Source organism: Streptosporangium sp. NBC_01469 (assembly GCF_036227305.1).
Classification (GTDB): Bacteria; Actinomycetota; Actinomycetes; order Streptosporangiales; family Streptosporangiaceae; genus Streptosporangium.
The window spans coordinates 8,731,609-8,758,253 of record NZ_CP109465.1 but is presented as its reverse complement, the minus strand read 5'-3'; the positions used below and the strand labels follow the sequence as shown (position 1 = coordinate 8,758,253).

Below are 26,645 nucleotides of genomic sequence, written 5' to 3'. Positions count from 1 at the left end.
CGGCCACGTTCGGTCAGCTCGTGGGTGCGCTGCTGACCTTGCTCGCTCAACGCGAAGGTGCGGCGCGCGGTGGCAGTGTTGCGTGCGGTGTAGTACGCCGCCACCAGCGCGATCAGCCCGGTGGCGATCGCCGGCGCCCGCCCGCGCACCGCATGACCGCCGGCTTGAGCGGCGTTCAGTCGGAGGTCGGCTGGTAGGCGAGGACCGTGACACCGGAGGTGAAAGTGGTGGTGTCGGCGAGTTTCATGCCGGTGACGCTTTCGGGGCGGAACAGCGGCTCGCCCTGGCCCTTGAGGACGGGGTAGATCCAGATCCGGTACTCGTCGAGCAGCCCGGCCGTGGCCAGGTGGTCGGTGAGGCGGCCGTTGCCCCAGATGAGGATGTCGCCGCCGTCCTGCTCCTTGAGTTTGGTGATCTCGGCGGTGAGGTCGTCGCCCGGGACGACGACAGTGGGGTTCCACGCGGCGGTGTCGACCGGCTGGGAGGCCACCACGTACTTGGCCATGGCGTTGACGTGGTCGGAGTAGGGGTTGCCGCCCATGTTCGGCCAGGCCTGAGCCATGCCCTCGTAGGTGACGCGGTCCAGCAGCAGCGCGTCGCAGCCGGTGGTCAGGGCGAAGGCGTGGATGGTGTGCGGCGGGACCACGAGGGTGCCGCCGGCCTCGACCTCCACCACCTCCTCGCCCGCACCGCCGCCGACGGCCGGGCGATCCCGGTCGACGGGACAGCCCACTACCCCAACATGGAGCGCCCGGACGTCTTCAACCGGATCCTCGAAGGCTTCCTGCGCACCCTGTGACCCCCAGGCGGTGGCCACCGCCCGCGCTCTCAGCGTGTGGACGCGCACGAACGTGGTGGATGTGGACGACACCGGGGTCGAGGAACAGCGGGACACGTGTCAGAGCGCGGCCCGGACGCCGTCCTTCGTCGGCTTCTCCAGGGTCGCCCGCCGCGCGCCCTTGACGAGCAGCGCCATGCTCGTGAGGTAGGCGAGAGCGGCCAGGGCGGTCTGGGTCAGGACGGCGGGGACATACCAGGACATGGCCGAGGCGAACCCCTCCGGGGGGATGCTCTCGTCGGGGATCTGGAAGGTGAAGAAGGAGGAGAACGACACGACCAGCAGCAGGAGCAGGAAGGGGAGGCCCACCAGTCCCAGACCGGCCAGCACCGGACCGGAGGAGGTCCTCCCGCGCCGCACGATCCAGGCCAAGGGCAGGGCGATCACCGTGACGACGACGAACAGCGCGGCGTGCGTCCAGATCACCGACAGGGCCCCGTCCAGGCAGGTGTCCCTGGCGTAGGCATCGCCGTGGTCCTCGCCGTTGTACTCGTTGGGGATCCGCAGCTGTTCCTCATCGAAGATCGAGCCGACCTGCCGGAATCCGACGAGGTCGAACACCATGACGCTCACTCCGGCCAGTGGCGGATAGGCCAGAAGGTACGGCACCATCCTGGGGACCGGTACGGCCCAGCCCTTCCCCGACGCCGATCGCAGGAGGACGACCACGCTCATCAGGTATGTCACGACCGCCGCACCCAGGACTCCCATGCGGGCCGGGGCGTACCACTCGGGGATCGTCCACGCGATGAGGTTCGCGGCCTCCTCCGTGTAGCCGGACGAGTGGACGACCTGGCTCAGGCTCGTGGAGGACGTCATGACGAGGCCCGTCAGGTAGGCGGGCGTGAGCACTCCCACGAGGATCAGCCCGGCGCTCGCCGCACGGGGCGAACCCCGCCACAGCGCGATCGTCGCGAACGCGAAGAGAACGGTGGCGGCCAGGAGGAAGACGGCGGCGGGACGTGTGTACTCGGTGGCACTCTGTCCGTACCGCAGCAGCTCGGCCTGCGCCTGCTTGGGCAACCACATGTTGTTCGTGGCCCTGAGTTCGTCCAGGAGATCCCGGAAACGCTGCGCGACCAGTTCGATCATTAGGCGGTCCACCAGAAAGACGATCAGGCCCACGAGGGCGACCTGCCCCGGAAGCGCGATCAGCCATTTCTTATCGGACTTTTCGATATATAGTCGTTTGATCCTCGACATGACCACAAGGTGGCGGTGCGGCTGTAGCGCCGCTGTAAAAGGTTCCGGTCGGTGCGGGAGAAGATCGCGGGCCAGGTGAGGAAGATGGCGAAGAAGGTGTGCGCCCTTCGCGGGGTGTGCGGGCAGGACGGCCGTCACCCTCCTGGACACTGCAGGTATGCATGACGAGAACTCCCGGTCAGGGGATCGCGCCGCCCAGGCGGGACCCGGCGGTGAGGATCACGCCCTCCCCACCCCGGCGCCGTCCCGCGAACGGCCGGTGAGCAATACCCCGGCGCTGCTCGCCGAACTCGGCCTGGGCTACGTGCTGGACTGGACCAACGACGACCAGCCCTACCGGTTGAACGTGCCCGAGATGCTCAGCGTCCCCTACTCGGTCGAAATCAACGATCTTCTACTGTTCGGCAAGGGCTTCACCGGGCCGGAATTCCTGCAGATCATCAAGGACCAGTACGAGCAACTGCACGCCGACTCCGAGCACGGCGGCCGGGTGATGGCGCTGGCCCTGCACCCGTTCGTGACCGGCCAGCCGTTCCGGGCCAAGTATCTGGACCAGGCCCTGGAATACCTCGCGGCACAACCCGGCATATGGCTGACCACCAGCGACGACATCGCCGAGCACTACCGGCGCACGCTCGGGGAGCGCGCATAGCTCGGGAGCGCGCATAGGAGGTGCGGCGGCAGCACGCCGGAAGGACCTCGCGGGGGTGCGGCGACGTACCGGACAACAGTCGGTCATCCGGTACGTCCACACCGGTGACGGTGGGGGAGCCGGCCACGTCACCCGGAGACCCTCTCCGCCCCCGAGGCGGCGCCGCGCTCACCGGCTCACTGGCTCACCGCTCACCGGCTCACCGCGGAGGCCAGGGCGCGCACCCGTCCGGCGTGGAGGTCGTGGCCGATGACGATCGGCGGCTCGTTGTACGGCATGGCGTCGGAGGAGCGGCGCAGCTTGACGTACTGCCCGCAGGCGTCGACGGCGTAGGGCTCCATGTCGTCCTGAAGCGCGCCGATCACCGTGATCCCGTACGTCTCGCCGATCCGGCGGAACAGCGCCACAGCCTCCCTGCGGTGCTCCTTGCCGAGGTTGCGGCCCAGCTCGTCGAGGACCAGGCACAGGTGCCCGCCGCCCGAGGACGCGATCGCCGCCGCGCAGACCAGCTTCACCGCCTTCTCGTCCATCAGCGCGGTGTTGGCCCGCCGGTTGTACGGCACGAAGCCCTGCCCCTCGCCCCTGCGCCACTTGGGCGTCACCCGCCACGCCCAGCGCTGCTCGGGGTCGGCGGGCGCGGGCGGGACGGGGAACTCCAGCGTCGCGCCGTAACCGCCGTAGGAGGTGTCGAGCTTGTCGAACTCCTCGGCCACCCGGGTCAGCCGCGCCCTGATCGCGGCGGTCAGCGCGGCCCGGTGCACGGCGGTGGACTGGGCGGCCTCCTCGGCGCCCCTGGCGGCGGCCGTCAGGTCGCGCTGCCGGGTGACGATCTGCGTCTCGATCTGGCGGCGCCGGTGCCGCTCGTACTCCTCCTGGCCGCGTAGGTAGGACGCGAGCGCCGAGCACACGCCGGGGAACGTCGCCTGCTCGCGGGCGGTGCGCCCGGCGCCGGGCGCGGTCCGTTCCCTGACCAGGAAGCGCAGCTCCTCGGGCATCTCCTCGTCCTCGCCGGGGAAGGTGTCGCGCAGCGCCTCGTCCAGGCGGCGCTCCGCGGCCCGCCACCACTCCTCGGACGTCAGCGGGCGCTCCTGCTCGTCCAGGGCGCCCAGCCATTCGCGGGCTCCGTCGACGGTGCCGCCCCAGTCACCGGCCAGCGCCTCCAGCCTGAGCGCGTCACGGTCCGCGGCGATCCTCGCCGCCTGCTCCGCCGCCTGGTCGCGGTCGAACTCGTGCCGGGCCCTGCGACCCTCCAGACGCTCGATCTCCATGCTTCTCGTGCGGGCCCGGAAGTCCAGGGCGCTCGCTCGGCGCTCGGCCTCGTCGACCTTCGGCGCGATCCCGGCCAGCACCTCGGACAGCTCGGTGAGCGCGGCCCGCCGCTCGGCCAGCCGCCGCTCGATGTCGGCCAGCTGCACGGACGCCTTCGCCCCCTCAAGCCTCCGGCCCGCCTCGGCCACGGCATCCTCGGCGGCCCGTACGACCGCCGCCGCGCTCTCCTGGGTGTCACGTGCCCGATGCAGGCGCTGCTCGGCCGCCTTGATGCGGGCCTCTCTGCCGGTGACCGCCACCTCGAACGATCCCACGACGGTGACGCCCGCCGCGCTGACCAGCACCGATCCGGGCAGCGCGCCCAGTGCCCGCGCCGCGGCCTCCAGGTCGGCCGCGTCGACGATCACCGCGTGCTCGTGCGGCCACCCGCGAGCTCCCAGCGGTGCCGCCTGGCCACCTCGACGCTGCGCGGCCTCGTCGTCGCGCGCCTGCTCGGCGACGTCGATCGCGTCGAGCAGGCCGGTCGCCCCGACACCCGCCTCGGCGAGCGCGTTGAGCTGGGCCGCCGCCGGGCCACCCTCGGCGTCGTCCAGCGCGGCCTTCGCCCCCTCGGCCTCCCGGTCGGCCACGCCCAGCGCCTTCAGCGCCTCGTTCAGCCGCGTCCTGGCCTCGGCCAGCTCGGCACCCGCCGTCGCCACGTCGCGCCCGTCGGCCAAACGGCGCTGCTCCTCAAGGCCGGGGATCCAGCCGCGCAGCTCGTCGACCGAGTTCTCCGCCACCGCCCGGTCGGCGTCCAGCTTCGCCGCGCGTGCCTGCAGGCCGGTCAGCTCCCTGCGGGCCTCGGCCAGCCCTCGCTCCAGCGTGTCGTCCTTGAGCGTGGTGATCTCGGCCCTGACCTCGCCGATCGCCTCCGTGGCACGTGCGCCCGCCGCGTGGACCCGCTCCAGCTCGATCGCGAGCGCCTCGTCCCGCTGCCCGGCGTCGGCCAGCCTGCGTGCCAGCCGCCCCCGCCAGCAGCGCATCGCGTCGGCCAGCCGGACACGGGCCCGGTCACGCCTGTCGAAGGTCTCCAGGAGCGTACGGGACTCGTCCTCGAACTCCCGGAGCAGCTCCACGGCCCGCGTCGCCCGCACCCGTCTGGCGTGCTCGTCGCGGCGGGCCTCCCGCTCCTGGTCGAGCTCGGAGTCCAGGCCGGTCAGCGCGGCGATCGCCTCGAAGACCCGCTCGGGGGAGATCTCGTTGAGCGGCTGGGAGAGCAGGTTGGTGGCGACCTTGCTCCGCACCGAGGTCGACAGGAACGACACGCACCTGACGCGGTCGCCGTACAGGAACCTGGTCAGGTCGCGCGCCACCACGTCGCGGCGTCCCGCCGAGCGGGGCAGCGCCGCCCACAGCTCGTCGGCCCGCGCCACCCGCTCCGCCTCCGAGGCCGCCGACGCCAGGTGCACCCCCTGGATCCACCGGATCTCCAGGTGCGGAGCCTCCTGGTTGACCCGTAGCCACACGGTCACCGCATCGTCCAGGACAGCGCCGTCCGGGGCGGTGCCGTCCGGGGAACCGGTGCTCGCGGAGCCGATGCCCGGAGAGTCGCCGTCCACGGGACCGCCGTCCACGGGGTCGGCGCTCACGGAGACGGTGTTCGCGGGGTTGGCGCTCGCGGGAACGGCGCGGACGGAGCCGGTGCGGACGGCGTCGGTGTGCGCGGCGCCGGTGTGTACGGAGTCGGCCGGGGCGAAGACGCCGATGATGTAGCCGTGGTCGGCGCTGGCCCACGTCCGGCCACCCCCGCCTGCCGCGAGCTCGGCGTTGAACAGCAGCTCCGAGACGGACTTCGCACCCGAGGCGAAACGCCACTGCTCGTCTCCGAGCAGCGCGGTGATCATCGCGATGAACGACGACTTGCCCGCGCCGTTGGAGTCCTTCGGCCCCGCGCCCGCGACCACGATCAGCGTGCCCGGCACGGTCGGCACCGGGTGGGTCGAGAGCCGCGAGATGTTGACCGGCTGCACGGCGATCAGCACCCGGTCACCCACCACGTTCTCGCTCGGTGCGATGGCGCGGCTCGTCTCCACGGGGACCAATGTCGCCTGCGTCCCGCCCACGCCCTCGGAGGCCCCGGTTTCCCCGCTCTCCGCCTGGCCCCTCCTGGTCCGGGCGGCTCCGGTGACCTCGGCCTGGACGCGTTTGGTCCCGGACGTGCCGGTGCGGCTCTCCGTGGCCCTGGCTCGGCTCCCGCGTGAGCTCTTCGCGGCCTGGTTCCGCTGGTCGGTCAACCCCGTCGTTCCTTTCTTCCATCCTGCTTCCGGCGCGTGGAGCGCCGGATCCCCGGCACCTCGCCCCGGACTCGACTCATCGTGAGGGGCGGCCTTTTCGCGCCCGCTCGACGCCTGGGCCACCGGGTCTCCGGCACCCCGTCGTCGCGGTCCGCTCACCGCCGGTTGGCCCGTACGGCCGCCGCCAGCGGGGTGTGCGGCCCCGCCGCGAGGATCAGCTCCTCCTGCAGGCGGCGCCTGGCCTGCGGGGTCAGCCGGTGGAACTGCGGCCCCGGCACGTAACCCCCGGCCTCCTCGCCCGCCTTCACCTGGGTCACCAGACCCGCGTGACGCAGGACGCGCAGCGCGGCGTCCAGCTCGCCGACCGGCAGCCTGGTGTGCCGCCGCAGCTCGTCGACCTGGGCGGGGAACGGCGAGAGCCAGCTGTCGGCGGGCAGCAGGCCGTCGGCCCGCGGGATCGCGACCGAGTGGATCAGCACCAGGACCAGAACCGCCCGCTCGGACTCACCCAGAGCCGAGCCCGCTCCCGAGGTCAACCCCGTTCCCGTTCCCGCTCCCGAACGCGCTCCCGTCCCCGCTCCCGAAGTCGTTCCCGCTCCCGAACGCGCTCCCGTCCCCGCTCCCGAAGTCGTTCCCGCTCCCGAACGCGCTCCCGTCCCCGCTCCCGAAGTCGTTCCCGCTCCCGAACGCGCTCCCGTCCCCGCTCCCGAAGTCGTTCCCGCTCCCGAACGCGCTCCCGATCCCGATCCCGACCCCGGCTCCGAGGGCACCCCCGCTCCCGCGAGCGTCTCGGGCGCGTAGCCCGAGGTCCACGCGTCGCGGTCGTGGATCAGGACCCGGCCGCGACGCTCCAGCATCTCGGCGAGCGCACGGCGCAGCATCGGGTCACGCAGCGCGGAGAAACGCGCCTCGTGCACCGGCTCGGCCGCGTGCTCCACCGCCATGAAGGCCGCCACGACCTCGGCTCTGCGCCGCTCGTCGAACGGGCCGAGCAGGTCCTCGTCCACCTCCTCGGGGACCGTGACACCGGCCCCCGCCTCCGCATCGTCAAGGGCGTCGTCAAGGGCGCCCTCGGCGACCGGAAGCACCTCCAGGCCGCCCGGAACCTTCTCGCCCGCGGGCAGGCGGCGCATCAGCTCCCGCAACTGGGCGTGTGACGCGGTGGGCCAGGAGGCGCACCGGGGGCCGAGCCGCACGAAACCGTCGGCGACCTCCAGCCAGGCCGAGTCGTGCAGACGGCGCAGCGCGCCGACCGCCCAGTTGCGCATGAGGTCGTCGCCGCGCCCGATCAGCGCCCGGTATGCCGACAGCACGTCGTCCACCGTGGCCGGGACGCCCGGCCAGGGGTCGGCGGCCAGGTCGGTCCAGCAGCACCGCAGCGCCGCGGCCAGCACCCGCCGGGTCTCCCCGGATCGTTCCACCGCCACCGGCGCGACCTGGTATTCCTCCAGGAGGGATGGGGTCGCCCCGTCGGGCCAGACCGGCAGCGCCAGGCCCGTCCCGTCGCCGCGCCCCAGCCGCGCCATCCCGGTGGGGGCCGCCTCTCCGGCCCCGAGTGGGAGAGGACCGCCCGCTCGGGCGCGGACGTGCGCCATCCGGGACGGCTCGGTGCCGGTCACCGAGGCCCGCGCGGACGTCCCGGCATCGGTCTCCGCAGGGGCTGCCGTCACCGTCCGTCCCGGCGTACCCGCATCGGTCTCCGCCCCGGCGGTCGTCACCGTCCGTCCCGGCGTATCGGCCTCGACGTCGGCCGCTCCCGCCGCCTGCTCGTACGTCGCTCCTGCCGCTGCCGCCCGCTCGTGCGCCGGGACCGTCTCGGCCGGGGTGTGTCGCGGATCAGCCGGCACCGCCGGTCCTTTCGAGATGGCCGTGGGAGAGCCAGGCGGGCTCGCCGCCGGGGTCGGCGGTGAGGCCGTCGGACCAGCGCAGGCGGTATGGGGAGTCGGGACGCAGGTCGGCGGAGACGAGGTCGGCCAGCAGGCGGCGGGCGGAGACCCACTCGCCGTCGGCGGTGAGCAGCTCCTCCAGACGGGCGGTGGAGCGCCCGGCGAGCGCGGCCTCGGCCACGGCGGTCAGGTGGTCGAGCCCGTCGGTGCCGGGGACGTGGGTGTCGGCGGGGCCGGGGTCGGGCAGGGCCGAACGCGGGGGAGTGGGCTGGGCGGGCGCCGGGCGCGGACTCTCGTCCACGGCCCTGACGATCGCCGCCGGGTCGTGCCAGGGGGCGGGGGCGTCGAAGACGAAGCCGTCGAGCACCGAGGCCAGGCGCTCCTTGCTCGCGGTCTGAGCGAAGGTACGCCAGGTCTCGGCGGGGAGCAGCGTCAGGTTTCTCGTCGTGCCCGCGGAGTCGGCCAGGCGCCCGGCGGCGCGGCGCGAGGCGTCGCTGTAGGAGTAAATCGAGGCGCGCAGCTCGGTGCAGGTGCGGTCGAGGTCGGGCCAGCGGGTGAGGATGGTGCCGTGCAGGCTCTGCGCCCGCCGGGCGATCTCCTCGGTGCCCCACAGCTTGGGCGCCTGCTCGCGCAACTCCTCGATGGTGCCGCCGGTCAGGGTGATCAGCTCCAGCGCCCACAGCCGGAAGGCACGCGACAGGTTCTGCGCGCTGACGCGGGCCTCCTCCATCGTCGTGCGGGGGTCGGCCACGTTGAGGTCTTCGAGCGCGAGCAGGCGGTGCATCTCCGACTGGCCGCCGTCGTCCATCATCCGGCGGATGAACATCAGCCCCACCACGCTGGTGAACGACGCGCGGTAGCGGAGCTGGTTGGGTTTGGGAAACACCTCGCGGATCGCGCCGAGACCGCGCAGGACCCGGAGCCGGTTCTCGAACCGGTCGAGCGGGTAGGCCCGGCAGACGTGGCGCATCTGCTCGTGGGTCAGCCACTCCTCGCCCGCCTCGGCGAACGCCGCGAACAACGTCTCGGCGATGTCGACCAGCGCGGGGTCGTCCACCACCGCGCCGCTGTCGCGGGCGAGCGCCGCGAACATGCGGCGGTAGGTCGAGAGCACGGCCTCCTCGGTGAGGGCCGAGTCGAGCGTGATCTCGTGGTTCGTCTCTGGCACGCGCCCTACCGTAAGGCTTGCGCCCGACAATCCTGACCCGGACCGCCGAGAAGTGCCCCGCGGAGAGACGCGGCCGGACACGGGCCGCATGGTTCGTCTGGTCCGGCGTCGGCGGCCCGCTCGGGCCTCCTACGGTCGTGACCCGCCCAGGTCCGATGTCGGGGGAGCAGTGGCGGGCGCGGGCAGAACCCCGGCCTGCCGGAGCCGGTCGCGGGCGGCCTCGATGGCCTTGGGAGTGGTGGCGAAGACACGGCCGGCCCGGTCGAGGTGGGCGATGACGCCGAGGGCGTGCAGGGGCTGGTGGTGGCCCTGACGGATACCGGAGACGTAGACGGTGATGCCGCGGCGTTGCAGTCGCTCTATGGCGTCGCCGAGGACCAGGGCGCCGCTGGCGTCGATGGCGGTGACACGGGACATGCGCAGGATCACCACGGAGACGGTGGCGACCTCGGACAGCTCCAGCAGGAAACGGTGGGCCGCAGCGAAGAACAGCGGCCCGTCCAGGCGGTAGGCGACGATGTGCTCGGCGAGCAGGGCGTGTTCCTGCTCGCTGTGGTCGCCGGGCAGATCAGGGTGAATCGGCATCGCGTCCAGGCGAACGTCGCGCGCGATGGAGCGCAACGCCAGCGCACCGGCCACGATCAGGCCGAGGATGACGGCCTGGACCAGGTCGAGCGCCAAGGTGGCGATCGCGGTCAGTCCCAGGACGACGGCGTCTCCGCGGGTGGAGCGGATCATGGCCTTGACCGAGCCGACCTCCACCATCCGTACCGAGGTGGCCAGCAGCACACCGGCCAGCGCGGCCAGTGGGATCTGGGCGACCAGGTCGGCGGCGATGAGCACGATCACGGTCAGGATGCCCGCGTGGGCCAGCGCGGCCAGCCGCGACTGGGCGCCGGAGCGGACGTTGACCGCGGTGCGGGCGATGGCACCGGTGGCCGGGACGCCGCCGAACAGCGGGACGATGAGGTTGGCCAGGCCCTGGCCGAACAGTTCCCGGTCGGGGTCGTGCCTGTGGTTGACGCTCATGCCGTCGGCCACGGCGGCCGACAGTAGGGACTCCAGCGCGGCCAGGGCCGCGACCGCGACCGCGGGGGCGAACAGTGAGCTCAACGCGCCCACGTCCATGAAGGCCAGCGAGGGAGCGGGCAACCCTGCGGGCAGGTCCCCGATGCGCGCCATCGGCAGGTCGGCCAGCTGCGTCAGCAGGGTGGCGACGGCCACGGCGAGCAGGGAGAAGGGCATGTTGGGCCGCCGGCGCGCCCCCAGCAGCATCACCGCGGCCACCGTCAGGGCGATGGCCGGGGCCCACCACCGCGGCTGGGCGAGGAAGTCCCGCGCGGCGTTCCAGGCCACGCCGAGGACCTTGTCTCCCTCCGGGGTCGGCACCCCCAGGGCGGCCGGGACCTGCTGCAGGCCGATCACGCAGGCGATGCCGATGGTGAAGCCCTCCACCACGGGGGCCGGCACCAGGGCCATGTACCTGCCCGCGCGACCCAGCGCCAGCGCGATCAGCAGCAGCCCGGCCAGTATGCCGACCATCAGCACACCGGAGGCGCCGTGAGCGTGCATGATCGGCACCAGTACCACCGTCATCGCCCCGGTCGGGCCGGACACCTGCAGGCTCGAACCGCCGAACAGCGCCGCCAGTACTCCGGCGACCACCGCGGTGGCCAGACCCGCCGCGGCGCCCATGCCCGAGGAGATGCCGAACCCCAACGCCAGCGGCAACGCCACGATCGCCACCGTGAGCCCGGCCAGCAGGTCACGGCGGGGACGGCGGCCCATCGCGGCCAGTTCCCCGCCCTCGGGCAGCACGCTGCGCAGGCGGGCCCAGCCCGAGGAGAGCAAGGGGGTCACGAGGTGCCGGTCTCGGTCTTGATCAGTTCGCTCAGCAGCTCGTGCTGCCCGGTGAGCATCTGCGTCAGCAACTTGCGCGCCGCACGCAGCAACTCGGCCACATCACCGCCGGCCAGGGCGTAGACCACGGTGGAACCGTCGCGGTGCGCGGTGACCATCCCCGAACGGCGCAGCACGGCCAGATGCTGCGACAACCCCGTCGGCTCCACCTCGATGGCGGCCAGCAGGTCCCGAACCGGCATCGGCCCCTCCTGCAGCAGCTCCAGCACCCGGATCCGGACCGGGTGGCCCAGCAGCCGGAACAGCTCCGCCTTGGCCTCGTACAGCGGAACCGACATCACGGAGCGGTCCTCTCGCCCGGCCCGGCCTCACCCGGGCCGATCGGCACACCGTGCATACGAGCCAGTCGCGTCACATGCTCCCACTCCGCTTCGGCCAGTATCAGCTCGTCGGCGTCGTCGCCGTGGCGGGCCGCCTCCAACGCGGCGACCGCCCGACGTGCCCGCTCCCTGACCGCGGTAGCGAAAGACCCGCTCACAGTACCCCCTGATCTCGGTCCCATCCGACGGCACCATCATGTACTCAATTGCGTAAGTTCGCAATTCATGGAAACCTGGACAGGGTGCCGCGGGCACGCGGTCACAGCCCCACCGCCTCGCCGGCCGACCTGGGTTGGCTCGCTCTGTCGGCGAGATCGCCGAGCGGAAACTGGCCGGAGACGGGGTGGGGGCGAGGGCAACGGGCAGGGCCGGGGCAGATCGGGGAGCGTGATGGGAACGCGCCCACGATTCATCACAACTATTCGCAACATTTAAGACAGATCGCAACATCCGACGTACTGTCGGAGCACCAACCCCCCGCGGTGACAAGGTGATGGAGATGGCGACCTCCACAGCACGCATCGACGAGGCCAAAGGCATTCTCGCCGCCAGGCTCAGGGCGCTCCGCGCCGACGCCGGGCTGACAGGGCGAGCGCTGGCGGCGAAGACCGGCCTGGACCACACCAAGATCTCCAAGATCGAGAACGCGGTCCAGATGCCCAACCAGACGGACATTCGCACGTGGTGCGAGGCCTGCGACGCGGACGAGCAGGTGGTCGACCTCATCGCGGCCGCCCAGAACATCGACGCGATGTACACCGACTGGCGCCGCCTGGAGGAGAGCGGGCTCGGCCATGTCCAGCGCTCGTTCCAGCCGCTGTACGACAAGACCCACCAGTTCCGCGTCTGGCAGCACTCGGCCGTCCCCGGCCTGCTCCAGACCGGCGACTATGTCCGCGGCCACCTGCGCGCCATCATCGACTTTCGGGGCATCCCCGACGACATCGAGGCCGCGGTCGCGGCGCGGCTGAAACAGCAGGAGATCCTGCGCAACGGGAGCAAGCGGTTCGCGTTCGTCGTCGGGGAACAGGCGCTCCGCATGCCGCTGGTCGGCCCCGAGCAGATGGTCGCCCAGCTCGACCGGCTGGCGGAGCTGACCTCCGGTACCGCGAACGTGTCCTTCGGCATCGTCTCCGCGACGACCAGGCCGCCGCTCATGCCACCGGAGAACTTCTGGATATACGACGCCAACAGGGTCCGCGTCGACACCGTACCCGGCCAGATCCAGCACAAGGCCCCCAGTGACGTGGTCGTGTACGAGAAGGCGTTCCAGGCGCTGAGCGGAGCCGCGGTGTACGGGAAGGAGGCCCGCGACATGCTGCGGGCCGCGGCCGACGCGTTCCGCGAGAGGTGATGTCCCGCGAGGTGACGCTTCGCGAGGAGTGAACGCGCAACATCGCGCAACATCGTTGAGGCGGGCGCCTCTGGATCTTTACCCTCACCAGCGTGACCAGACTCATTAAGGGGTGCAGGCGCCGTCCTTCAGGGCGGGGTAGGCCCGGCATGTCACAGGAAGTTGATCACTTCGAGTTCGTCTTGTCCTGGTCTGCGGATCAGTATGGTTCCGCCTTCGGTGCGGAGTTGCTCCAGGTAGGCGTATACCTGGAGTGCCCGGTTGACGGTGTCGGTCTTGGTGTCGCCGGTCAGTTCGGCGCCTTTGGCGAGGGCTTCGGCGCCGCGTTGGGTCAGGTTCATCGTCAGTCGCTCGAGAGGGCTCATGCGCACATCGTACATACGACACGCGCATTCTTCGGTATCGTTGACCTCATGCAGCTCAGGTACAACGTCCGCCTCTACCCGTCGCCGGGGCAGCGCCACGCGCTGGCCAGAGCGTTCGGGTGCGCGCGGACGGTGTACAACGACGGACTGCGCATTAGGCGCGAAGCCCACGCGGGCGGCTTGCCGTACATCAAGGACACCGACCTGCAGAAGGCCGTGATCACGGCGGCGAAGAAGAGGCCGGACCGGGCATGGCTGGGTGAGGTGTCCTCGGTCGTGCTGGTGCAGGCGCTCGGCGACCTGCACGTGGCGTTCCGCACCTTCTTCGCCTCGGTCACCGGAAAACGTAAGGGCCGTAAGGTCGCCGCGCCGCGGTTTCGGTCCCGGAAGGATTCGCGGCAGGCGATCCGGCTGACCCGCAACGGGTTCTTGGTCCGCCCGCACGGGCGCCTGTACGTGGCCAAGGTCGGCGAGATCGAGGTGGTCTGGTCGCGGGAACTACCGTCTGAGCCGTCGTCGGTGACGGTGGTCAAGGACTCGGCGGGCCGCTACTTCGCGTCGTTCGTCATCGAGACGGCGGACCAGGTGCTGCCGCAGACGGCCTCCGAGATCGGCATCGACCTGGGTCTGACGCATTTCGCGATCACCTCGGACGGCCGAAAGGTCGCCAATCCACGTATCCTGCGCCGCGCGGCCAAGAGACTCCGCACGCTACAGAAGGCGCTGAGCCGAAAAGAGAAGGGGTCGGCGAACCGGGCCAAGGCCAAGCTCAAGGTCGCCAAGGCGCACGCCAGGGTGACCGACACGCGCCGCGATTTCGCCCACAAGCTCTCCACCACGTTGATCCGCGACAACCAAGCGGTCTATGTGGAGGATCTCGCCGTGTCGGGTCTGGCCCGCACAAAGCTGGCCAGGTCGGTGCACGATGCGGGTTGGTCGCAGTTCGTGAGCATGCTGGAGTACAAGGCGAGGCGGTATGGCCGCCACTTCGCCAAGATCGACCGCTGGTTTCCCTCTTCGAAGCTGTGCTCGGTGTGCGGGAGCATCGCCACCTCGATGCCGTTGAACGTCCGGTCGTGGATCTGCCCGTGCGGGGCGGTCCATGACCGGGATGTGAACGCGGCGATCAACATTCTGGCCGCCGGACGGGCGGACAGGTTAAACGCCTGTGGAGGCGACGTAAGACCACCGCTCGCGGTGGCGGACGCCCGCGAAGCAGGAACCCACCGGAGCGTCGCGTGAGCGGCGCGGGAGGAATCCTTGGCCTTCAGGCCGGGGAGGACGTCAACGTTGATCACAGAACCCCCGAAGACCTCGCGCCACCCTCAGCCGAACTCCGGGCCCGTGAACTGGCGGCCCTGCTGGCCCGATTCCACAACATCCCGGCGGACGTCCACCGCCTGCCGTCCGGAAAGATCGTTATCTCCGTCTACTACGGTCTGGTCGCCCGCCTGGACGACGCGTGCCGTTTCTGGTGGATCGTCCCAGTCTCCGAGGACCGGGACAGACCGCTGTGGACGAGCGCGGCCACCCCGGTCGCGGCGGCGATCCGGATCGCCGCTCACTATCGGGAACTGCGCGCCCGCCCGCTGGTTCACCTGATACGCGGCGGCTACCTGCTGGCCGACGTCCTGCTGGAACACCACGAGGCCGCCGCCCCGGTCTGATCATGTCCGTCGCGGCGGCGCACCGGTGACGGACCGCAGCCGGAATCGCCTTCCCGGAGCCCACCCCCCGGCATCCGGTGAACGCGAAGCCGGTCACTTCGGAGAGGGGCCGCGCCGCCCGCCGCGGCCGACCCTTGCGGCCGATTTGGCCGTTTCGTGTGGGTAGCGCGCACTTTTTGAGAGCGCGTCCGCTGACCCTCGGCCCTTATTTTCCGCGCGCTGAAGTCTCCTGCCTGCGCGAATCGCGGTTCGATGCCACGTGTTTCGTGTTTAACTCGGACTTGCGGTAGTCACCCGACTTCCTTGGGTAGTGTCCCCGGGCCAGGTGAGAGCGCGCGGTGCAGCAAGGGGGAGACGATTCATGATCAGCGTCCTGATCGCCGAGGACATGCATCTCGTCCGAGGGGCCATGGTCGCCCTGCTCTCCACGGAGAGTGACATCAAGGTCATCGCCGAGGTCGGTCACGGCGACGAGGTGGTCCGCTCCTGCCTGCTCCACCGGCCGGATGTCGCGCTCATCGACATCGGCCTGCCCGGCACCGACGGCCTCACCGCGACGGCGGAGTTGCACCGCCGGTTTCCCGAATGCGGGACGGTTATCCTGACCGGGCTCGCGACCCCGGCCGCGCTGTGCCGGGCGCTGGACGCCGGGGCGCGCGGCTTCGTCGTCAAGGACGCCCCGGCGGGCCAGCTCGCGGGCTGCGTACGCCGGGTGGCCGCCGGTGAGCGGGTCGTCGACCCCGAGCTGGCCGTCGCCGCCCTCAACGCGAAGAGGAACCCGCTCACCGCACGCGAGCTGGAGGTCTTGCAGGCCGCGGCCGAGGGGGCGCCGGTCGGAGAGATCGCCGACCGTCTCTGCCTGTCCGGCGGCACGGTACGCAACTACCTGGCACGGATCCTCAACAAGGTCGACGCCCGCACGCGCGTCGAGGCGGTCAGGATCGCCAGGGAGGCGGGCTGGCTGTGGTCCGACGACCTGACCAGCCTGGGCCTGAACCGCTACCGCTCGCTCAACTGATCGCCCGGCCTGACCGGGTCAGAATCCGGCCAGGGCGCGATTGACCGCGGCGGTGTACCTGTAGAACGCGTTGGTGCGGTTGGCCGGGTCCTCGATCCGGGAACGACTCAGCCTTCCACCCGCGAAGAACCGCTCTCGCTGGCCGCTGCTGATCTCCTCACGAGATCTGTCATCGCGAGCATTTCTCGGGAAGAGCGGGCATTCAAGTGCCGTTGACGCGTCGCCATTGTTTCGATCGGGTGACTCCGGACACGCGACCGCGTACGTGTTCCGGCGATACCTCGCCCCAGGCGCGGATCGAGAACGGCATCGTCGCGGTGACCGTGACCCTGTTTACTGAGCGGGTTCGGTCGCGTCGGGCGATCCGGTCTGCCCGCCGCCGAACACCTCCTTGACGAGCCTTTGCGTCGCCTTCTGGAACGCCTCCCCCAGGGACAGTGCGGCGTCGTCGACATAGTTCAGCGAGGCGGTCAGGGTCTTGCTGCCGTCGGGTGTGCTGTACATCAGCGCCCCGTGGCCCGCCATGCCGCCGTTGTGGGTGATGACGGTGCCGCCGCCGTCCGTGTCCTGCACGAACACCCCCAGGCCGTAGCCGACCTTGGGCTCCGGCGTGCACATCTCGGCCAGCAACGGGGCCGGTAGGAGCTTGCCGCCCAGCAGTGCGGAGATGAACGTGTGCAGGTCCTGGGTGGTCGAGATCATGTCACCGCCGCTGGAGATCCAGGAGGGGTTCTGACGGGTGACGTCGACCGTCTTCTGCTCGCCGGCCTCCTCGTACCGGTAGTAGGCGCGGGCGTGCGGCTCGGATATCTCCGACTGGGTGGTCGGCGCCACGGTGCCCGTCAGCCCGAGCGGCCCCAGGATCAGCCGCTGCATCTCCTCGGCGTAGGTGCGGCCGGTGACCTTCTCGATCAGCAGCCTGGCCAGCACGTAGTTGGTGTTGGAATAGCTCCAGTCCGTCCCCGGCTCGAACCGCGACGGCTTGGACAACGCCAGCCGTACCAGCTCCTGCGGCAGATAGGTCTTGAACCGGTTGTCCACCCACTCCTGGCCCGCGGTCGTGGCGGGGATCCCCGGCGCGTACGTCCCGTCGTCGTAGTACTCGCCGGTGAAGTTGAACACCCCGCTGGTGTGCTGCAGCAGCATCCGCACCGTGATTCGCCGGTCCAGCCCGAACTCGGGCAGGTAGTCATCCGCCGGGGCGTCCAGCTCGATCGTGCCCTCGGCCACCAGTTGCAGCACCAAGGTCGCGGCGAAGGTCTTGGTGTTGCTGCCGATCCGGACGTGTCCGTCGGTCGGCGGCTTGGCGTTCTCGCCCAGCTTGCGCACCCCGGCGCTGCCGACCCACTCACCCCGCTCATCGTTCACGCGCATCGTCATCCCGGTGAAACCGGAATCGACGAGCTCCTCGATGGTCTTCTGCAGCTCCGGGCGGTCCTGGTCGGTACGGGTGATGGACATGGTGGGGTGCTCCTTTGAGACTGTTGCGAGATTCAACTGAACGGGCAGGGTCGCCGGGTCCGAGAGGGGCTTCTCTTACAGGCTGCGGGCGGTGATGTCGCCGTAGGCGGTGGTCGCGTGGATGGTCAGGGCGGCGTCGGCGCCGTCGGTGTTCTTGAGCGCGTTGTGGATCCGGCCGTAGGTGGTGCCGGCGTCCAGGGCGGCGGAGACTCCGCGGGCGGCGCCGACGGAGATCTCGCCGGACTCGGTGCGCAGCGTGACCGTGCCGCGCACGGCCTCGGTGATGTGGAGGTCGCCCTTTTTGGTACTGATCTCCGCGGGGCCGTTCAGGCGGCCGACCGAGACGTCGCCGGACTGGAGGGTGAGGCGGGCGCCTGTGGCCTCGTCGAGCTTGATCGAGCCCTGCGCGCCTTCGAAGGCGATGTCGCCGAGCCGTCCGACGCTGCGGAGGTCGGTGAGGGCCGTCGTCGCTTCGATGTGGGAGCCGGTGGGCAGCTGGACGGTCACCTCGATGGATCCGGAAGGGCCGAGGATCTGGCTCTTCGCCTCCGGGGCCTTGATCCGCAGGACGCCGTCGCCGTATACGACCTCGGTCTGCTCCGCCGCCTTCACATCGCGGCTCTTGGAGGCGTTCGCGGGGAGGACCTCGACCACGGTGTCGGCCCGGTCGGCGGCGATGAGCTGGATGCGGCCGGCGGGGATGTCGAGGATGGCGGTCACCGGGGTGGGGGTGTCGAACTTCTGCATCGTGTCTTCCTTCGGCTCGTTGTTTCTGATGACGGAAACACTACGTTGCGTTTTTGTATGCGGCAACTGACTTTTTGCATGCAACCACCATAATTGCAGGTAGAGGCCGGTAATTCGTTGCAATGGTTTTAAAATCTAATGCAACAATCCGATTTTGTTCGTTGCAATGAGTCGAGGATGAACGCTATCGTGGAGACACCACGGACCACGAAGGAGACCGCGATGCCGGGAGGCAGACTCACCCAGCAGGAACGCCAGCAGATCGCGCTGGGGCTGGCCGACGGGCTCGCCTACGCGGAGATCGCCAGAGGCCTCGACCGTCCGACCTCGACGATCACGCGTGAGGTGATGCGCAACGGCGGCGCCACCGCCTACCGCGCCGACCTCGCCCACCGCGCCACCGAACACCGCGCCCACCGCCGCAGAAAGGTCGCGCCCCGGGACCCCAACACACCCCCGCAGGCCCACGGACGCGATGCCGAAGCCGTACGCGAGTACGAGGAGACGTTCACCACCGTCTTCATGCAGTCGGGCCTGCCCAAGATGACGGCCCGGGTGCTGGCCAACCTCTACACCACCGACGCCGGCAGTCTCACCGCCTCCGAACTCGCTGTACGCCTCCAGATCACCCCGGCGTCCGTCTCCAAAGCGGTCGCGTTCCTCGAAAGCCAGGGCCTCATCCGCCGGGAACGCGAGGAACGCCGCCGCGAACGCTACGTCGTCGACGACGACGTCATGTACCAATCCACGATGGCCAGCGCCCGATCTACCGCCCACCTCGGCGAGGTCGCCCGGCAGGGCGTCGGCATCCTCGGCCCCGGCACCCCGGCCGCCGCCCGCCTGGAGAACATCGCCCGCTTCGTCGACTTCGTCTCCGAGAGCATCGCCCGCGCCGCGGACCAGGCCCGCGAGATCCTCCACACGAAACCCGAAACGACCTCGGACAGCGTTACCTGAGCCACCTTCGGATCGCGGGCAGGCAGCCTCGGCGACCACCGCCGGGACATCGGCCGACTTCGGGACACCCCCAACCGCCGGGGACACGGTCGGGAGGAGGACACCGGCTCGGCACCATCTGGCTCCCGACGTCCCGGTCAGGCCGGATAGAGTTCGTGATCATTTGTGAAGATCGCGGAAGAAGGGCGGGCCGCCGTGCGGCCCCTGCCGGAGTGGCTGGCCGGGCCCCCGCTGGCGGACGACGGTACGCCGCGCTACGCGGTGCTCGGCAACGGCATGCCCGAGACCGTGGATCTGCTGACCGGACGGGTCGCCCATGAGTATCTGCCCTATCTCGGCAGGCGCGTGGCACAGGTCCAGGCGGTCGCCGCCACCCGGCAGCCGGGTGAGTACGTCGTCAGCGTGCGACTGACGAGCGGCCAGGACGATTGGTCGCCGAGGGGATTCGTCTCGCGTCTGCACCGCCTCACGGTGCACACCGACCCGGGCGTGCGCCGGCGCGGCGCCAGGCCGCGTCGCCCACCGGGAGCGGGTTCCCCCGGGCGAGGCCGGGCGGTGCGCCCGGCCTCGCCCGGGGGCGTGGTCACCAGCGGTCGTGGTGGACGACGTCGCGCAGGGGGCGCCGGTGACGCCAGCCGTGCCGTTCGAGGTCGGGTGTGGTTTCCAGGTGGGTCACCGGCCCGAGGCACAACCAGGCGACAGGGCGAACTCCGGCCGGGATGGCGAGGAGGTCGCCGAGGAAGGGCTCGCGGTAGAACGACACCCAGCCGACGCCGAGGTTCTCGGCGGTGGCGGCCAGCCAGAGGTTCTGGATGGCCAGGCACACCGAGTACAGGCCCGCGTCGGCGATGGCGTGGCGGCCGAGGACGGCGGGGCCGCCCCGGTCCTGGTCGTAGGTGACCACGACCGAGAGTGTCGACTCCAGCACGCCGTCGATCTTGATTTGGGCGAATCGCCGCGCGGCGGAGGCGTCGAGGGTCGCGGCGAAGACCTCCCGCTCGTGATGGACGTGTTCGTGGAAGGCCGCCCGGAGGGCGGCGTCGCGTACCACGACGAAGTCCCAGGGCTGGGAGAGACCGACGCTGGGTGCGGCGTGGGCCGCCGACAGGACGCGGTGCAGGACCTCGTCGGGGATGGGCGCGCCGGTGAACTGCGCGCGCACGTCACGGCGGCGGTGGATGACGTCGTAAAGCCGGTTGTCCATGGGCAGGCTCCCGCTGTGTACATGCCCCGTGCCGGGGCTGTGGGCGCGAGGCCGGTCTTCGGACTTCCGGATCGACGCCTGACCACCCGCCTTCCCAGTCCTGCCGGACCAGTGGCCGCGCGTACGCGCGTGGGTGGGGACTTCCCGGTCACCGCGGCGGGCCCGTGCCGGAATCACACCGGCTTCCCGATTCTCCCCGCCGGAGCGGAGCACCTCACAACAGTTCGCCGCTCGACACGGTAGCCGATTCCCGCCGGAATCGGGTCACCGGGCCGTTCAGGTGCCGGTGTCCAGGCCGGTGTGGGCGGCGAGGAAGGCGAGCATGTCGGCGGCCAGGCCGACGGCGCGGCCCGCCGAGCGGGAGCCGTGGCCGACGTCGCCCTCGTGGCGCAGCAGGATCGGCCGTGAGCCCGACGTCGCCGCCTGCAGCGCCGCGCACATCTTGCGCGCGTGCATGGGGTCGACGCGGGAGTCACCGCCGAACGTGGTCAGCAGCGTCGCCGGGTAGTCGACGCCGTCGGTGACCCGGTGGTAGGGGGAGTAGCCCAGCAGCCAGCCCAGCTGCTCGGGGTCGTCGGCCGAACCGTACTCGGAACGCCACGCCGGGCCGAGCCCCGACCGCTCGTACCTGACCATGTCGAGCAGCGGCGCCGAGCAGACGGCGGCGGCGAACAGGTCGGGGCGCTGCGTCAGCGCGGCGCCCACCAGCAGCCCGCCGTTCGACTCGCCGCACGCGCCCAGCCGTGCGGGGGTGGTCCAGCCGTCCGAGACGAGCTTCTCGGCCGCCGCCGCGAAGTCGTCGAAGACGTTCTGCTTGCGGTCCAGCATGCCGTCGCGGTGCCAGTCCGCGCCCTCCTCGCCGCCGCCGCGCAGCTGGGCGAGGGCGAAGACCCCGCCCGCCTCGACCCAGGGCAGGATGTAGCTGGAGTACGACGGCGTGAGCGAGAGCCCGAACCCGCCGTAGCCGTACAGGATCGCCGGCCTGGGGCCCGAACTGGGGCGGGCCAGCACGACCATCCGCACCGGTGTGCCGTCCGCGGAGGCGCAGACCACCTGGCGGGCCTCGAGTTCGGGCACCTTCACGGCGCCGGGCGCGGCGCTCCACAGCGACGTCCGCCCGGTGCGCGTGTCGTAGTGGTGCACCCCCGCGGGCGTGACGCTGTCGGTGTAGGTGAACCACACCTCGTGGCCGCCCTCGGGGCGGGTGGTCATCCCTCCCGCCGAGCCGAGGCCGGGCAGCGGCACCGGGCCGCGCCGTCTCCCGGTCGCCAGGTCGTGGACGCTGATCTCGCTGACCGCGTGCCGGGTCCAGCTCACGAGCAGCGCCTGCCCGGCGATCGCGAACTCGCCGATCACCGCCTCGGGGTCCTCGCCGACCAGGTCGATCCAGTGCTCGGGGCCCGGCCGCGCCGGGTCGGCCACGCACAGCCGTCCCCGTGGCGCGTCCAGGGTGGTGACCAGGTACAGGCGCCCGTCGCGGCCGACGGCGGGCACCGTCATCGCGCCCGCCCCCCGCTGGACCACCCGCAGGTCGGGACGCTCGGCGGAGGAGGACGACAGGTCGGCCAGCCAGAGGTCGTTGCCGTCGCCCGCCATCGCCGAGACCGTCAGCCAGCGCCCGTTGTAACTGATCCCCAGACCGTACGAGCGCTCCTCACCCATGATCACGGCGTCGTCCTCTGCGGGGGTGCCGAGCCGGTGCAGGCGGACCTGGCGGGAGCGGACGTAGAAGAACGCCTTCCCGTCGGGCAGCCACGCCACGGGCGCGTACCGGCAGCGGTCGATCGGGCCGTCCACCACCCGGCGGGTGGCGACGTCCATGACCCGCAGTTCCGACCGCTCGTCCCCGCTCCTGGACAGCTGGTACGCCACCAGCCTGCCGTCCAGGTCGGGCTGCCAGTGGTCGAGCGTGGTCAGCCCGCTCGGGTCGAGTTCCATCGGGTCGATCAGCGTCTCCTCCACCCCGTCGGGACCGGTGCGGTAGAGGACGGCGTGCTCCTGCCGGGCCGTACGGCGCAGGAAGAACCGGCTCCCGCCGCGCCACATCGGCGTGCCGACCGTTCCGGCCCCGGTCAGCGCGGCCACCCGCGAGTGCCACCGGTGACGGCCCGGCAGCGTGCCGGCGTGTTCGCGCCAGAGCCTCCCCTGAGCGGCCGTCCAGCTCCGCGTCTCCGGGCTGTCCGGATCCTCCAGCCACCGGTACGGGTCGGGCACCGCGTGACCGTGGAGGTGGTCGACGACGGGGTGCCGCTCGGCGGAAGGGTAGATCATCGGATTCCTCCGGTGTGGAGACCTCGGGCCTCGGCCCTGGGCGGGAAGCACGGCGAGGAGGGCGGGAAAGACGGCGAGGGGGGCGGGGGACACGGCGAGAAGGGCGGGGGATTCACTGCACCAGCTCCTGAGTGCTCGACGGGTCCCACTGCCCGGCCAGGTCCGCGTACAGCGGGGAGGCGGCGAGCATCTCCTCGTGCGTGCCCAGCCGGACGCTGGTGCCGTCCATGACGAGGATCCGCCGGGCCCGCAGGGCGGAGGTCAGCCGGTGGGCGATGACGAGGAGCGTGCCGCCCCGGCGGGCGAACGCCTCCTCGGCGCGGGCCTCGGCCGCCGGGTCCAGGTGGCATGTCGCCTCGTCGAGGATGACCAGCCGGGCCGGGGCGAGGTAGGCGCGGGCCAGGGCGACCAGCTGCCGTTCTGCGGGTGACAGCAGTCCCGAGTGGATCTCGGTGGAGTAGCCGCCCAGCCGCGCCACCAGGTTCGTCAGGCCGACCGCGGCCACGGCGTCGTCCACCGCCTCCCGAGGGGCGTCGGCCAGATAGGTCAGGTTCTCCAGCAGGGAGCCGCGGAAGACGTACGCCTCCTGCGGGATCAGCACCCGGTCGGCGGGGTCGAGGCGGTCGGCGGGCACCCCGCGCACCAGGACCTGGCCCGCCCCCGGCGGGAGCAGACCGGTCAGGAGCGCGGCGAGCGTGGACTTGCCGATGCCGCTGGGGCCCACGACGGCGATGTGGTCCCCCTCGGGGACCACCAGGTCCAGGTCGTCGATCACCGGTTCCGCGTGCGGGCCGTACGCGAACGTCACGCCGCGCAGCTCGGCCCCTTCGCTCCCGTCACGCGCCGTGAGACGCCCGCGCGCCCGCACGGGCGGGTCGCCGTCGCGCAGGAGCCGGCCCAGCGCCACCCGCAGCCGGACCCCGTTGATGCCCAGCCCCTCCACGAGGTTGCCGAGCGCGGGCGTCAGCGACTGCGTGACGTAGGCCAGGGCACCCAGGATCACCCCGGCGCCCGCGCCCTCACCCACCAGCCAGGGGGTCCCGGCCAGTACCAGCAGGACCGGCAGCCAGCCGCCCACCGCCAGCGACAGGGTGCGCAGCGCGGTCACCCGCGCCAGCGACCGGGCCGCGCGGGCCTGCTCCGTCACCCGCAGGCCGACGTCGCCCGCCACCCGCTCCTCGGCCCGGCAGGCGGTGATGTCGCGCAGCCCGCCCACCATGGTGGCCAGCGACCCGGCGGTGCGCTCGTCGGCCAGGATGAAGTCCCGCTGCCGCCTGGCCAGGGCGCGCAGCGACAGCAGGAAGACGACAAGGCCCGCGACGAAGGGGGGCAGCACCAGCGCGAGCACCTCGGGCACGAGGGTCGCCAGCCCGAGGACGACGCTCACCACGGTGAACGCGAACGACCTGACCACCGTGATGACCGAGGCGAAGGCGTCGCGGGCCAGCTCGACCTGGAGGTTGGAGCGGGCCACCGCCGCCGTCCCCGGTCCCCGCCCGGCCACGGCCGAGTGGCGCAGCGCGTCGTCGACGACGTGCGCGAGCAGCTCCTCGCGGAACGGCTCCACGATCGAGGCGACGGCCATCACCACCTGCCGCGCGCCGACCGCGGCCAGCAGCCACGCGCCGCCGAGCAGGGCCAGCCAGGCGAACCCGGTCGCGGGGCGCCCCGCGCCGAAGCCGTCGTCGATCGCCCGCGCGATGGCCAGGCCGATGACCAGCGAGGGCGCCGTCTCCGCGATGGACCAGCCCGCGAGCCTGACCAGCTGGTACGGGTCCCTCCTGAGCGCTCGCCGGAGGGGCCTGCCGGCGACGTGCCCGTCCGGGGGGTTCACGACAGGGTTCACGACGCGCCCGCCTGGAACGACGTGCCCGTCCGTGAAGGGGCATCCGTCCGTGAAGGGGCGTCCGTCGGGGAAGAGGCGCCTGCCCGTGAAGAGGTGTCCGTCGGGAAAGGCGCGTCGGCCCGGGGCGACGTATCCGCTTGGAAGACGGCGCGGTAGGCCGGGTCGACCCAGAGCGCGCGATGACCGCCGCACGCGCGCACCCGGCCATCGTCCAGCCAGATCACCCGGTCGGCCGCCGCCGCGGTCGCCACCCGGTGGGTCACGATCAGACGCGTACGGTCGTGCAGCTCCCTGGAGAGCGCGCGGGCCACCTGGCGCTCGGTGACGGTGTCCAGGCTGGAGGTGGCGTCGTCCAGGATGAGCAGGCGCCACCCCTGCGCGAAGGCGCGGGCCAGTCCGAGCCGCTGCCGCTCACCGCCGGACATGGGCGCCTCCTCCAGCGGCGTGTCGTACCCCAGCGGAAGCCGCCGGACGAAGGCGTCGGCGCGGGCCGCCCGCGCCGCCGCCCTCACGACCTCGCGGTTCCCGTCCGCCGGGCCTTCCCGGCCGTCGCCCTCGTGGTGACCGGACCCGAACTCCGACCGGGAGCCGGACCGGGACCGGGACCGAGACCCGGACTCGGACCCGGACCCGGAGCGGGACCCGAACTCCGGGCCGGACCCGGACCCGGGCTCGGACCGGGACTCGGCGGACCCGGAGCCGGGCTCGGGCCGGGCCTCCGTGCCGGTACGGGGGTCGCGACGGCCGTGGCCGGAGGTGCTGTGGCGACCGGTGACGGCGGTGACGGCGGGAGTGTCCAGACCCAGGGCGACGGTGTCGCCGACGGTGTCGCCGAGCAGCGCCGGGCGCTCGAAGGCGTACCCGACGGCGTGGCGCAGTGCCTCACGGGAGAGCTCGGGCAGCGGGACGCCGTCGAGGAGGACCGTGCCGTGGCGCGGGTCCACCAGCCGTCCGGCGACGGCGGCGAGCAGGGACTTGCCCGCGCCCGAGCGGCCGACCACGGCCACCGCCTGCCCCCCGGGGATGACGAGATCGACGTCGCGCAGGCCGTCCGCGTCGACGCCGCGAAGCTCAAGCGTGCCGGGACCGGCGGGCAGCGGGCGCGTACCGTAGGCCCGCGGGCTCTCGGCGACCAGCTCCTGCACCCTGACCGCGGCGGCCCGCGCCCTGGCCAGGCGGCCGACGTAGCCCAGCGCCGAGCCGAGACCGGCGCCGAGCACGACGTAGCGGGCGGCGGCGTACAGCTCTCCGGCGCTGAGGTCCCCGGCGGCCAGGCGCAGCCCGCCCACCCCGAGCACGGCCACCTCCAGCAGCGGGACCACCGCTCCCGCCTGCACGCCGGCCCGCGCGTTGGCCCGCCACATGTCCATGGCGTGCCCGCGCAGCCGGGGCAGGGCGGTCAGCACCCGCGCCCGCTCCCGGTCGGCGGTGCCGGCCGCGGCGATCGTGCGGGCCCCGGCGAGGGCGTCGACCAGGCGGGCGGCGATGTCGCTCTGCGCCGCCTGGTAGTCACCCGCTATCGAGGTGCTCACGGTGAGGAAGGCCCGCAGGACGAGGGCGATGAGGACGAGCCCGGCGACCAGCGTCACGGTCAGCAGCGGGTCGATGAGGGTGAGGGCCACGACGCCGCCCGCGGTGGGGATGACCAGCGCGGCCCCGGTGACGATCGACTCGGGGGCGCGCCCGATCTCCTCGGTGTTCAGGCCCATCCGGGTGACCAGGTCTCCCTCGGGGAACCGGCGGGTGATCATCGGCCCGACGCCGAGCACGTTTCCCACGACTCGGTTCCTGAGCCAGGCCGAGGAGCGCGCGCCACTCGATCCCGAGGCCCAGACGCCGAGGGTGTCGCAGACCACGGTCAGGATCACCGCGGCGGCGCAGGCGCCGAGCCAGGTCGCCGCGCCGGTGCCGCCGGGCGTACCGGCCATGAGCTCGTCGACCGTCCTGCCCAGCAGGAGGGGGAGCGCGAGCTGCGCGAACGCGCCCAGGACGGAGGTGACCGCGAGGACGGCCAGCCAGGGTCCGCTACGCCGTACGGTGTCGGCCACCAGCCGGTCCGCTGCCCGCACGTCGGCCCCCTCCTGACTTCCCGAGCTTCCCCGGCTTCACGGACGTCCCCGGCTTCCCGGACGTCCTCGACCTCACGGACTTCCCTGATCTCACGGACTTCCCTGATCTCCCGGACTCTCCCGGGCTCCCCCGGAACGGGAGTGCCCGGGACGGCCG

21 protein-coding genes and 1 riboswitch are annotated in these 26,645 nt (G+C 71.9%); of the genes, 6 read left to right on the top strand and 15 right to left on the bottom strand.

Annotation, left to right across the window (positions count from 1 at the left end):
* Positions 1-175: 175 nt before the first annotated feature.
* Together OG587_RS38085 and OG587_RS38080 are read right to left on the bottom strand one after the other, a co-directional pair.
* Positions 176-871, bottom strand: coding sequence for a dihydrofolate reductase family protein (locus OG587_RS38085; protein WP_329083660.1), 696 nt, complete (start codon positions 869-871; stop codon positions 176-178).
* Between the two features lie 27 nt (positions 872-898).
* The gene (locus tag OG587_RS38080) at positions 899-2,041 is read right to left on the bottom strand and encodes a hypothetical protein (RefSeq protein ID WP_329083659.1); all 1,143 of its coding nucleotides are present in this window, start codon (positions 2,039-2,041) and stop codon (positions 899-901) included.
* Positions 2,042-2,198: 157 nt separating this feature from the next.
* Here OG587_RS38080 and OG587_RS38075 point away from each other — a divergent pair, with 157 nt between their 5' ends.
* Entirely contained in the window at positions 2,199-2,693 is a 495-nt protein-coding gene (locus OG587_RS38075; protein ID WP_329083658.1) for a hypothetical protein, read from the top strand.
* Positions 2,694-2,884: 191 nt separating this feature from the next.
* Here OG587_RS38075 and OG587_RS38070 read toward each other — a convergent pair whose 3' ends face one another.
* From OG587_RS38070 to OG587_RS38045, 6 genes are all read right to left on the bottom strand, one after another.
* Positions 2,885-6,016, bottom strand: coding sequence for a chromosome partitioning protein ParA (locus OG587_RS38070; RefSeq protein WP_443075646.1), 3,132 nt, complete (start codon positions 6,014-6,016; stop codon positions 2,885-2,887).
* A 374-nt stretch (positions 6,017-6,390) separates the two neighbouring features.
* On the bottom strand, positions 6,391-8,082 hold the full coding sequence (locus OG587_RS38065) for a helix-turn-helix domain-containing protein (protein WP_329083656.1): 1,692 nt from the start codon (positions 8,080-8,082) through the stop codon (positions 6,391-6,393).
* A complete protein-coding gene (locus tag OG587_RS38060; protein WP_329083655.1) occupies positions 8,072-9,289 on the bottom strand; it encodes a hypothetical protein in 1,218 nt (405 codons plus the stop codon). The genes OG587_RS38065 and OG587_RS38060 overlap by 11 nt, the downstream gene beginning before the upstream one ends.
* A gap of 129 nt (positions 9,290-9,418) precedes the next feature.
* Positions 9,419-11,077, bottom strand: a complete 1,659-nt coding sequence (locus OG587_RS38055; RefSeq protein ID WP_329094126.1) for a SulP family inorganic anion transporter — start codon at positions 11,075-11,077, stop codon at positions 9,419-9,421.
* Positions 11,078-11,145: 68 nt separating this feature from the next.
* Positions 11,146-11,487 (bottom strand): ArsR/SmtB family transcription factor, encoded by a 342-nt coding sequence (locus tag OG587_RS38050; protein WP_329083654.1) that lies wholly within the window; start codon positions 11,485-11,487, stop codon positions 11,146-11,148.
* Positions 11,487-11,687, bottom strand: coding sequence for a hypothetical protein (locus OG587_RS38045; protein WP_329083653.1), 201 nt, complete (start codon positions 11,685-11,687; stop codon positions 11,487-11,489). Before OG587_RS38045 ends, OG587_RS38050 begins: the two co-directional genes overlap by 1 nt.
* Before the next feature lie 341 nt (positions 11,688-12,028).
* On the opposite strand from OG587_RS38045, the gene OG587_RS38040 reads away from it, so the two are divergent.
* Positions 12,029-12,883 (top strand): helix-turn-helix domain-containing protein, encoded by an 855-nt coding sequence (locus tag OG587_RS38040; RefSeq protein WP_329083652.1) that lies wholly within the window; start codon positions 12,029-12,031, stop codon positions 12,881-12,883.
* 152 nt (positions 12,884-13,035) lie between these two features.
* Here the strand turns inward: OG587_RS38040 and OG587_RS38035 are convergent, their stop codons facing one another.
* The gene (locus OG587_RS38035) at positions 13,036-13,248 is read right to left on the bottom strand and encodes a hypothetical protein (RefSeq protein ID WP_329083651.1); all 213 of its coding nucleotides are present in this window, start codon (positions 13,246-13,248) and stop codon (positions 13,036-13,038) included.
* 48 nt (positions 13,249-13,296) lie between these two features.
* Between OG587_RS38035 and OG587_RS38030 the strand changes: the two genes are divergently transcribed.
* From OG587_RS38030 to OG587_RS38020, 3 genes are all read left to right on the top strand, one after another.
* Positions 13,297-14,490, top strand: coding sequence for an RNA-guided endonuclease InsQ/TnpB family protein (locus OG587_RS38030; protein ID WP_329083650.1), 1,194 nt, complete (start codon positions 13,297-13,299; stop codon positions 14,488-14,490).
* A complete protein-coding gene (locus OG587_RS38025) occupies positions 14,487-14,915 on the top strand; it encodes a hypothetical protein (protein WP_329083649.1) in 429 nt (142 codons plus the stop codon). Before OG587_RS38030 ends, OG587_RS38025 begins: the two co-directional genes overlap by 4 nt.
* A gap of 361 nt (positions 14,916-15,276) precedes the next feature.
* Positions 15,277-15,933 (top strand): response regulator transcription factor, encoded by a 657-nt coding sequence (locus tag OG587_RS38020; RefSeq protein ID WP_329083648.1) that lies wholly within the window; start codon positions 15,277-15,279, stop codon positions 15,931-15,933.
* 333 nt (positions 15,934-16,266) lie between these two features.
* Here OG587_RS38020 and OG587_RS38015 read toward each other — a convergent pair whose 3' ends face one another.
* Complete coding sequence (locus OG587_RS38015) at positions 16,267-17,394, bottom strand: serine hydrolase domain-containing protein (RefSeq protein ID WP_329083647.1); 1,128 nt, start codon at positions 17,392-17,394, stop codon at positions 16,267-16,269.
* Positions 17,395-17,469: 75 nt separating this feature from the next.
* Positions 17,470-18,141 (bottom strand): DUF4097 family beta strand repeat-containing protein, encoded by a 672-nt coding sequence (locus OG587_RS38010; RefSeq protein ID WP_329083646.1) that lies wholly within the window; start codon positions 18,139-18,141, stop codon positions 17,470-17,472.
* Between the two features lie 222 nt (positions 18,142-18,363).
* On the opposite strand from OG587_RS38010, the gene OG587_RS38005 reads away from it, so the two are divergent.
* Positions 18,364-19,098 carry a helix-turn-helix domain-containing protein gene (locus tag OG587_RS38005; RefSeq protein WP_329094124.1) on the top strand — a complete coding sequence of 245 codons (735 nt, stop codon included), beginning with the start codon at positions 18,364-18,366 and terminating at the stop codon, positions 19,096-19,098.
* A 583-nt stretch (positions 19,099-19,681) separates the two neighbouring features.
* Here OG587_RS38005 and bluB read toward each other — a convergent pair.
* The 4 genes from bluB to OG587_RS37985 all read right to left on the bottom strand — a co-directional run bounded on the left by bluB (position 19,682) and on the right by OG587_RS37985 (position 26,488).
* Positions 19,682-20,302, bottom strand: a complete 621-nt coding sequence (gene bluB, locus OG587_RS38000; protein WP_329083645.1) for a 5,6-dimethylbenzimidazole synthase — start codon at positions 20,300-20,302, stop codon at positions 19,682-19,684.
* Positions 20,303-20,334: 32 nt separating this feature from the next.
* Positions 20,335-20,534: riboswitch (cobalamin riboswitch) on the bottom strand.
* Between the two features lie 44 nt (positions 20,535-20,578).
* A complete protein-coding gene (locus tag OG587_RS37995) occupies positions 20,579-22,573 on the bottom strand; it encodes a prolyl oligopeptidase family serine peptidase (RefSeq protein WP_329083644.1) in 1,995 nt (664 codons plus the stop codon).
* Between the two features lie 112 nt (positions 22,574-22,685).
* Positions 22,686-24,419 carry an ABC transporter ATP-binding protein gene (locus OG587_RS37990; RefSeq protein ID WP_329083643.1) on the bottom strand — a complete coding sequence of 578 codons (1,734 nt, stop codon included), beginning with the start codon at positions 24,417-24,419 and terminating at the stop codon, positions 22,686-22,688.
* Positions 24,416-26,488, bottom strand: coding sequence for an ABC transporter ATP-binding protein (locus tag OG587_RS37985; protein ID WP_329083642.1), 2,073 nt, complete (start codon positions 26,486-26,488; stop codon positions 24,416-24,418). Before OG587_RS37985 ends, OG587_RS37990 begins: the two co-directional genes overlap by 4 nt.
* Positions 26,489-26,645 lie beyond the last annotated feature (157 nt).

Excerpts from the sequence above, each read along its gene's own strand:
- OG587_RS38080 (WP_329083659.1), bottom strand. The coding sequence starts at position 2,041 with ATGTCGAGGATCAAACGACTATATATCGAAAAGTCCGATAAGAAATGG.
- OG587_RS38075 (WP_329083658.1), top strand. The coding sequence starts at position 2,199 with ATGCATGACGAGAACTCCCGGTCAGGGGATCGCGCCGCCCAGGCGGGA.
- OG587_RS38055 (WP_329094126.1), bottom strand. The coding sequence starts at position 11,077 with ATGGGCCGCCGTCCCCGCCGTGACCTGCTGGCCGGGCTCACGGTGGCG.
- OG587_RS38050 (WP_329083654.1), bottom strand. The coding sequence starts at position 11,487 with ATGTCGGTTCCGCTGTACGAGGCCAAGGCGGAGCTGTTCCGGCTGCTG.
- OG587_RS38040 (WP_329083652.1), top strand. The coding sequence starts at position 12,029 with ATGGCGACCTCCACAGCACGCATCGACGAGGCCAAAGGCATTCTCGCC.
- OG587_RS38035 (WP_329083651.1), bottom strand. The coding sequence starts at position 13,248 with ATGAGCCCTCTCGAGCGACTGACGATGAACCTGACCCAACGCGGCGCC.
- OG587_RS38030 (WP_329083650.1), top strand. The coding sequence starts at position 13,297 with ATGCAGCTCAGGTACAACGTCCGCCTCTACCCGTCGCCGGGGCAGCGC.
- OG587_RS38020 (WP_329083648.1), top strand. The coding sequence starts at position 15,277 with ATGATCAGCGTCCTGATCGCCGAGGACATGCATCTCGTCCGAGGGGCC.
- OG587_RS38015 (WP_329083647.1), bottom strand. The coding sequence starts at position 17,394 with ATGTCCATCACCCGTACCGACCAGGACCGCCCGGAGCTGCAGAAGACC.
- OG587_RS38010 (WP_329083646.1), bottom strand. The coding sequence starts at position 18,141 with ATGCAGAAGTTCGACACCCCCACCCCGGTGACCGCCATCCTCGACATC.
- OG587_RS38005 (WP_329094124.1), top strand. The coding sequence starts at position 18,364 with ATGCCGGGAGGCAGACTCACCCAGCAGGAACGCCAGCAGATCGCGCTG.
- bluB (WP_329083645.1), bottom strand. The coding sequence starts at position 20,302 with ATGGACAACCGGCTTTACGACGTCATCCACCGCCGCCGTGACGTGCGC.
- OG587_RS37995 (WP_329083644.1), bottom strand. The coding sequence starts at position 22,573 with ATGATCTACCCTTCCGCCGAGCGGCACCCCGTCGTCGACCACCTCCAC.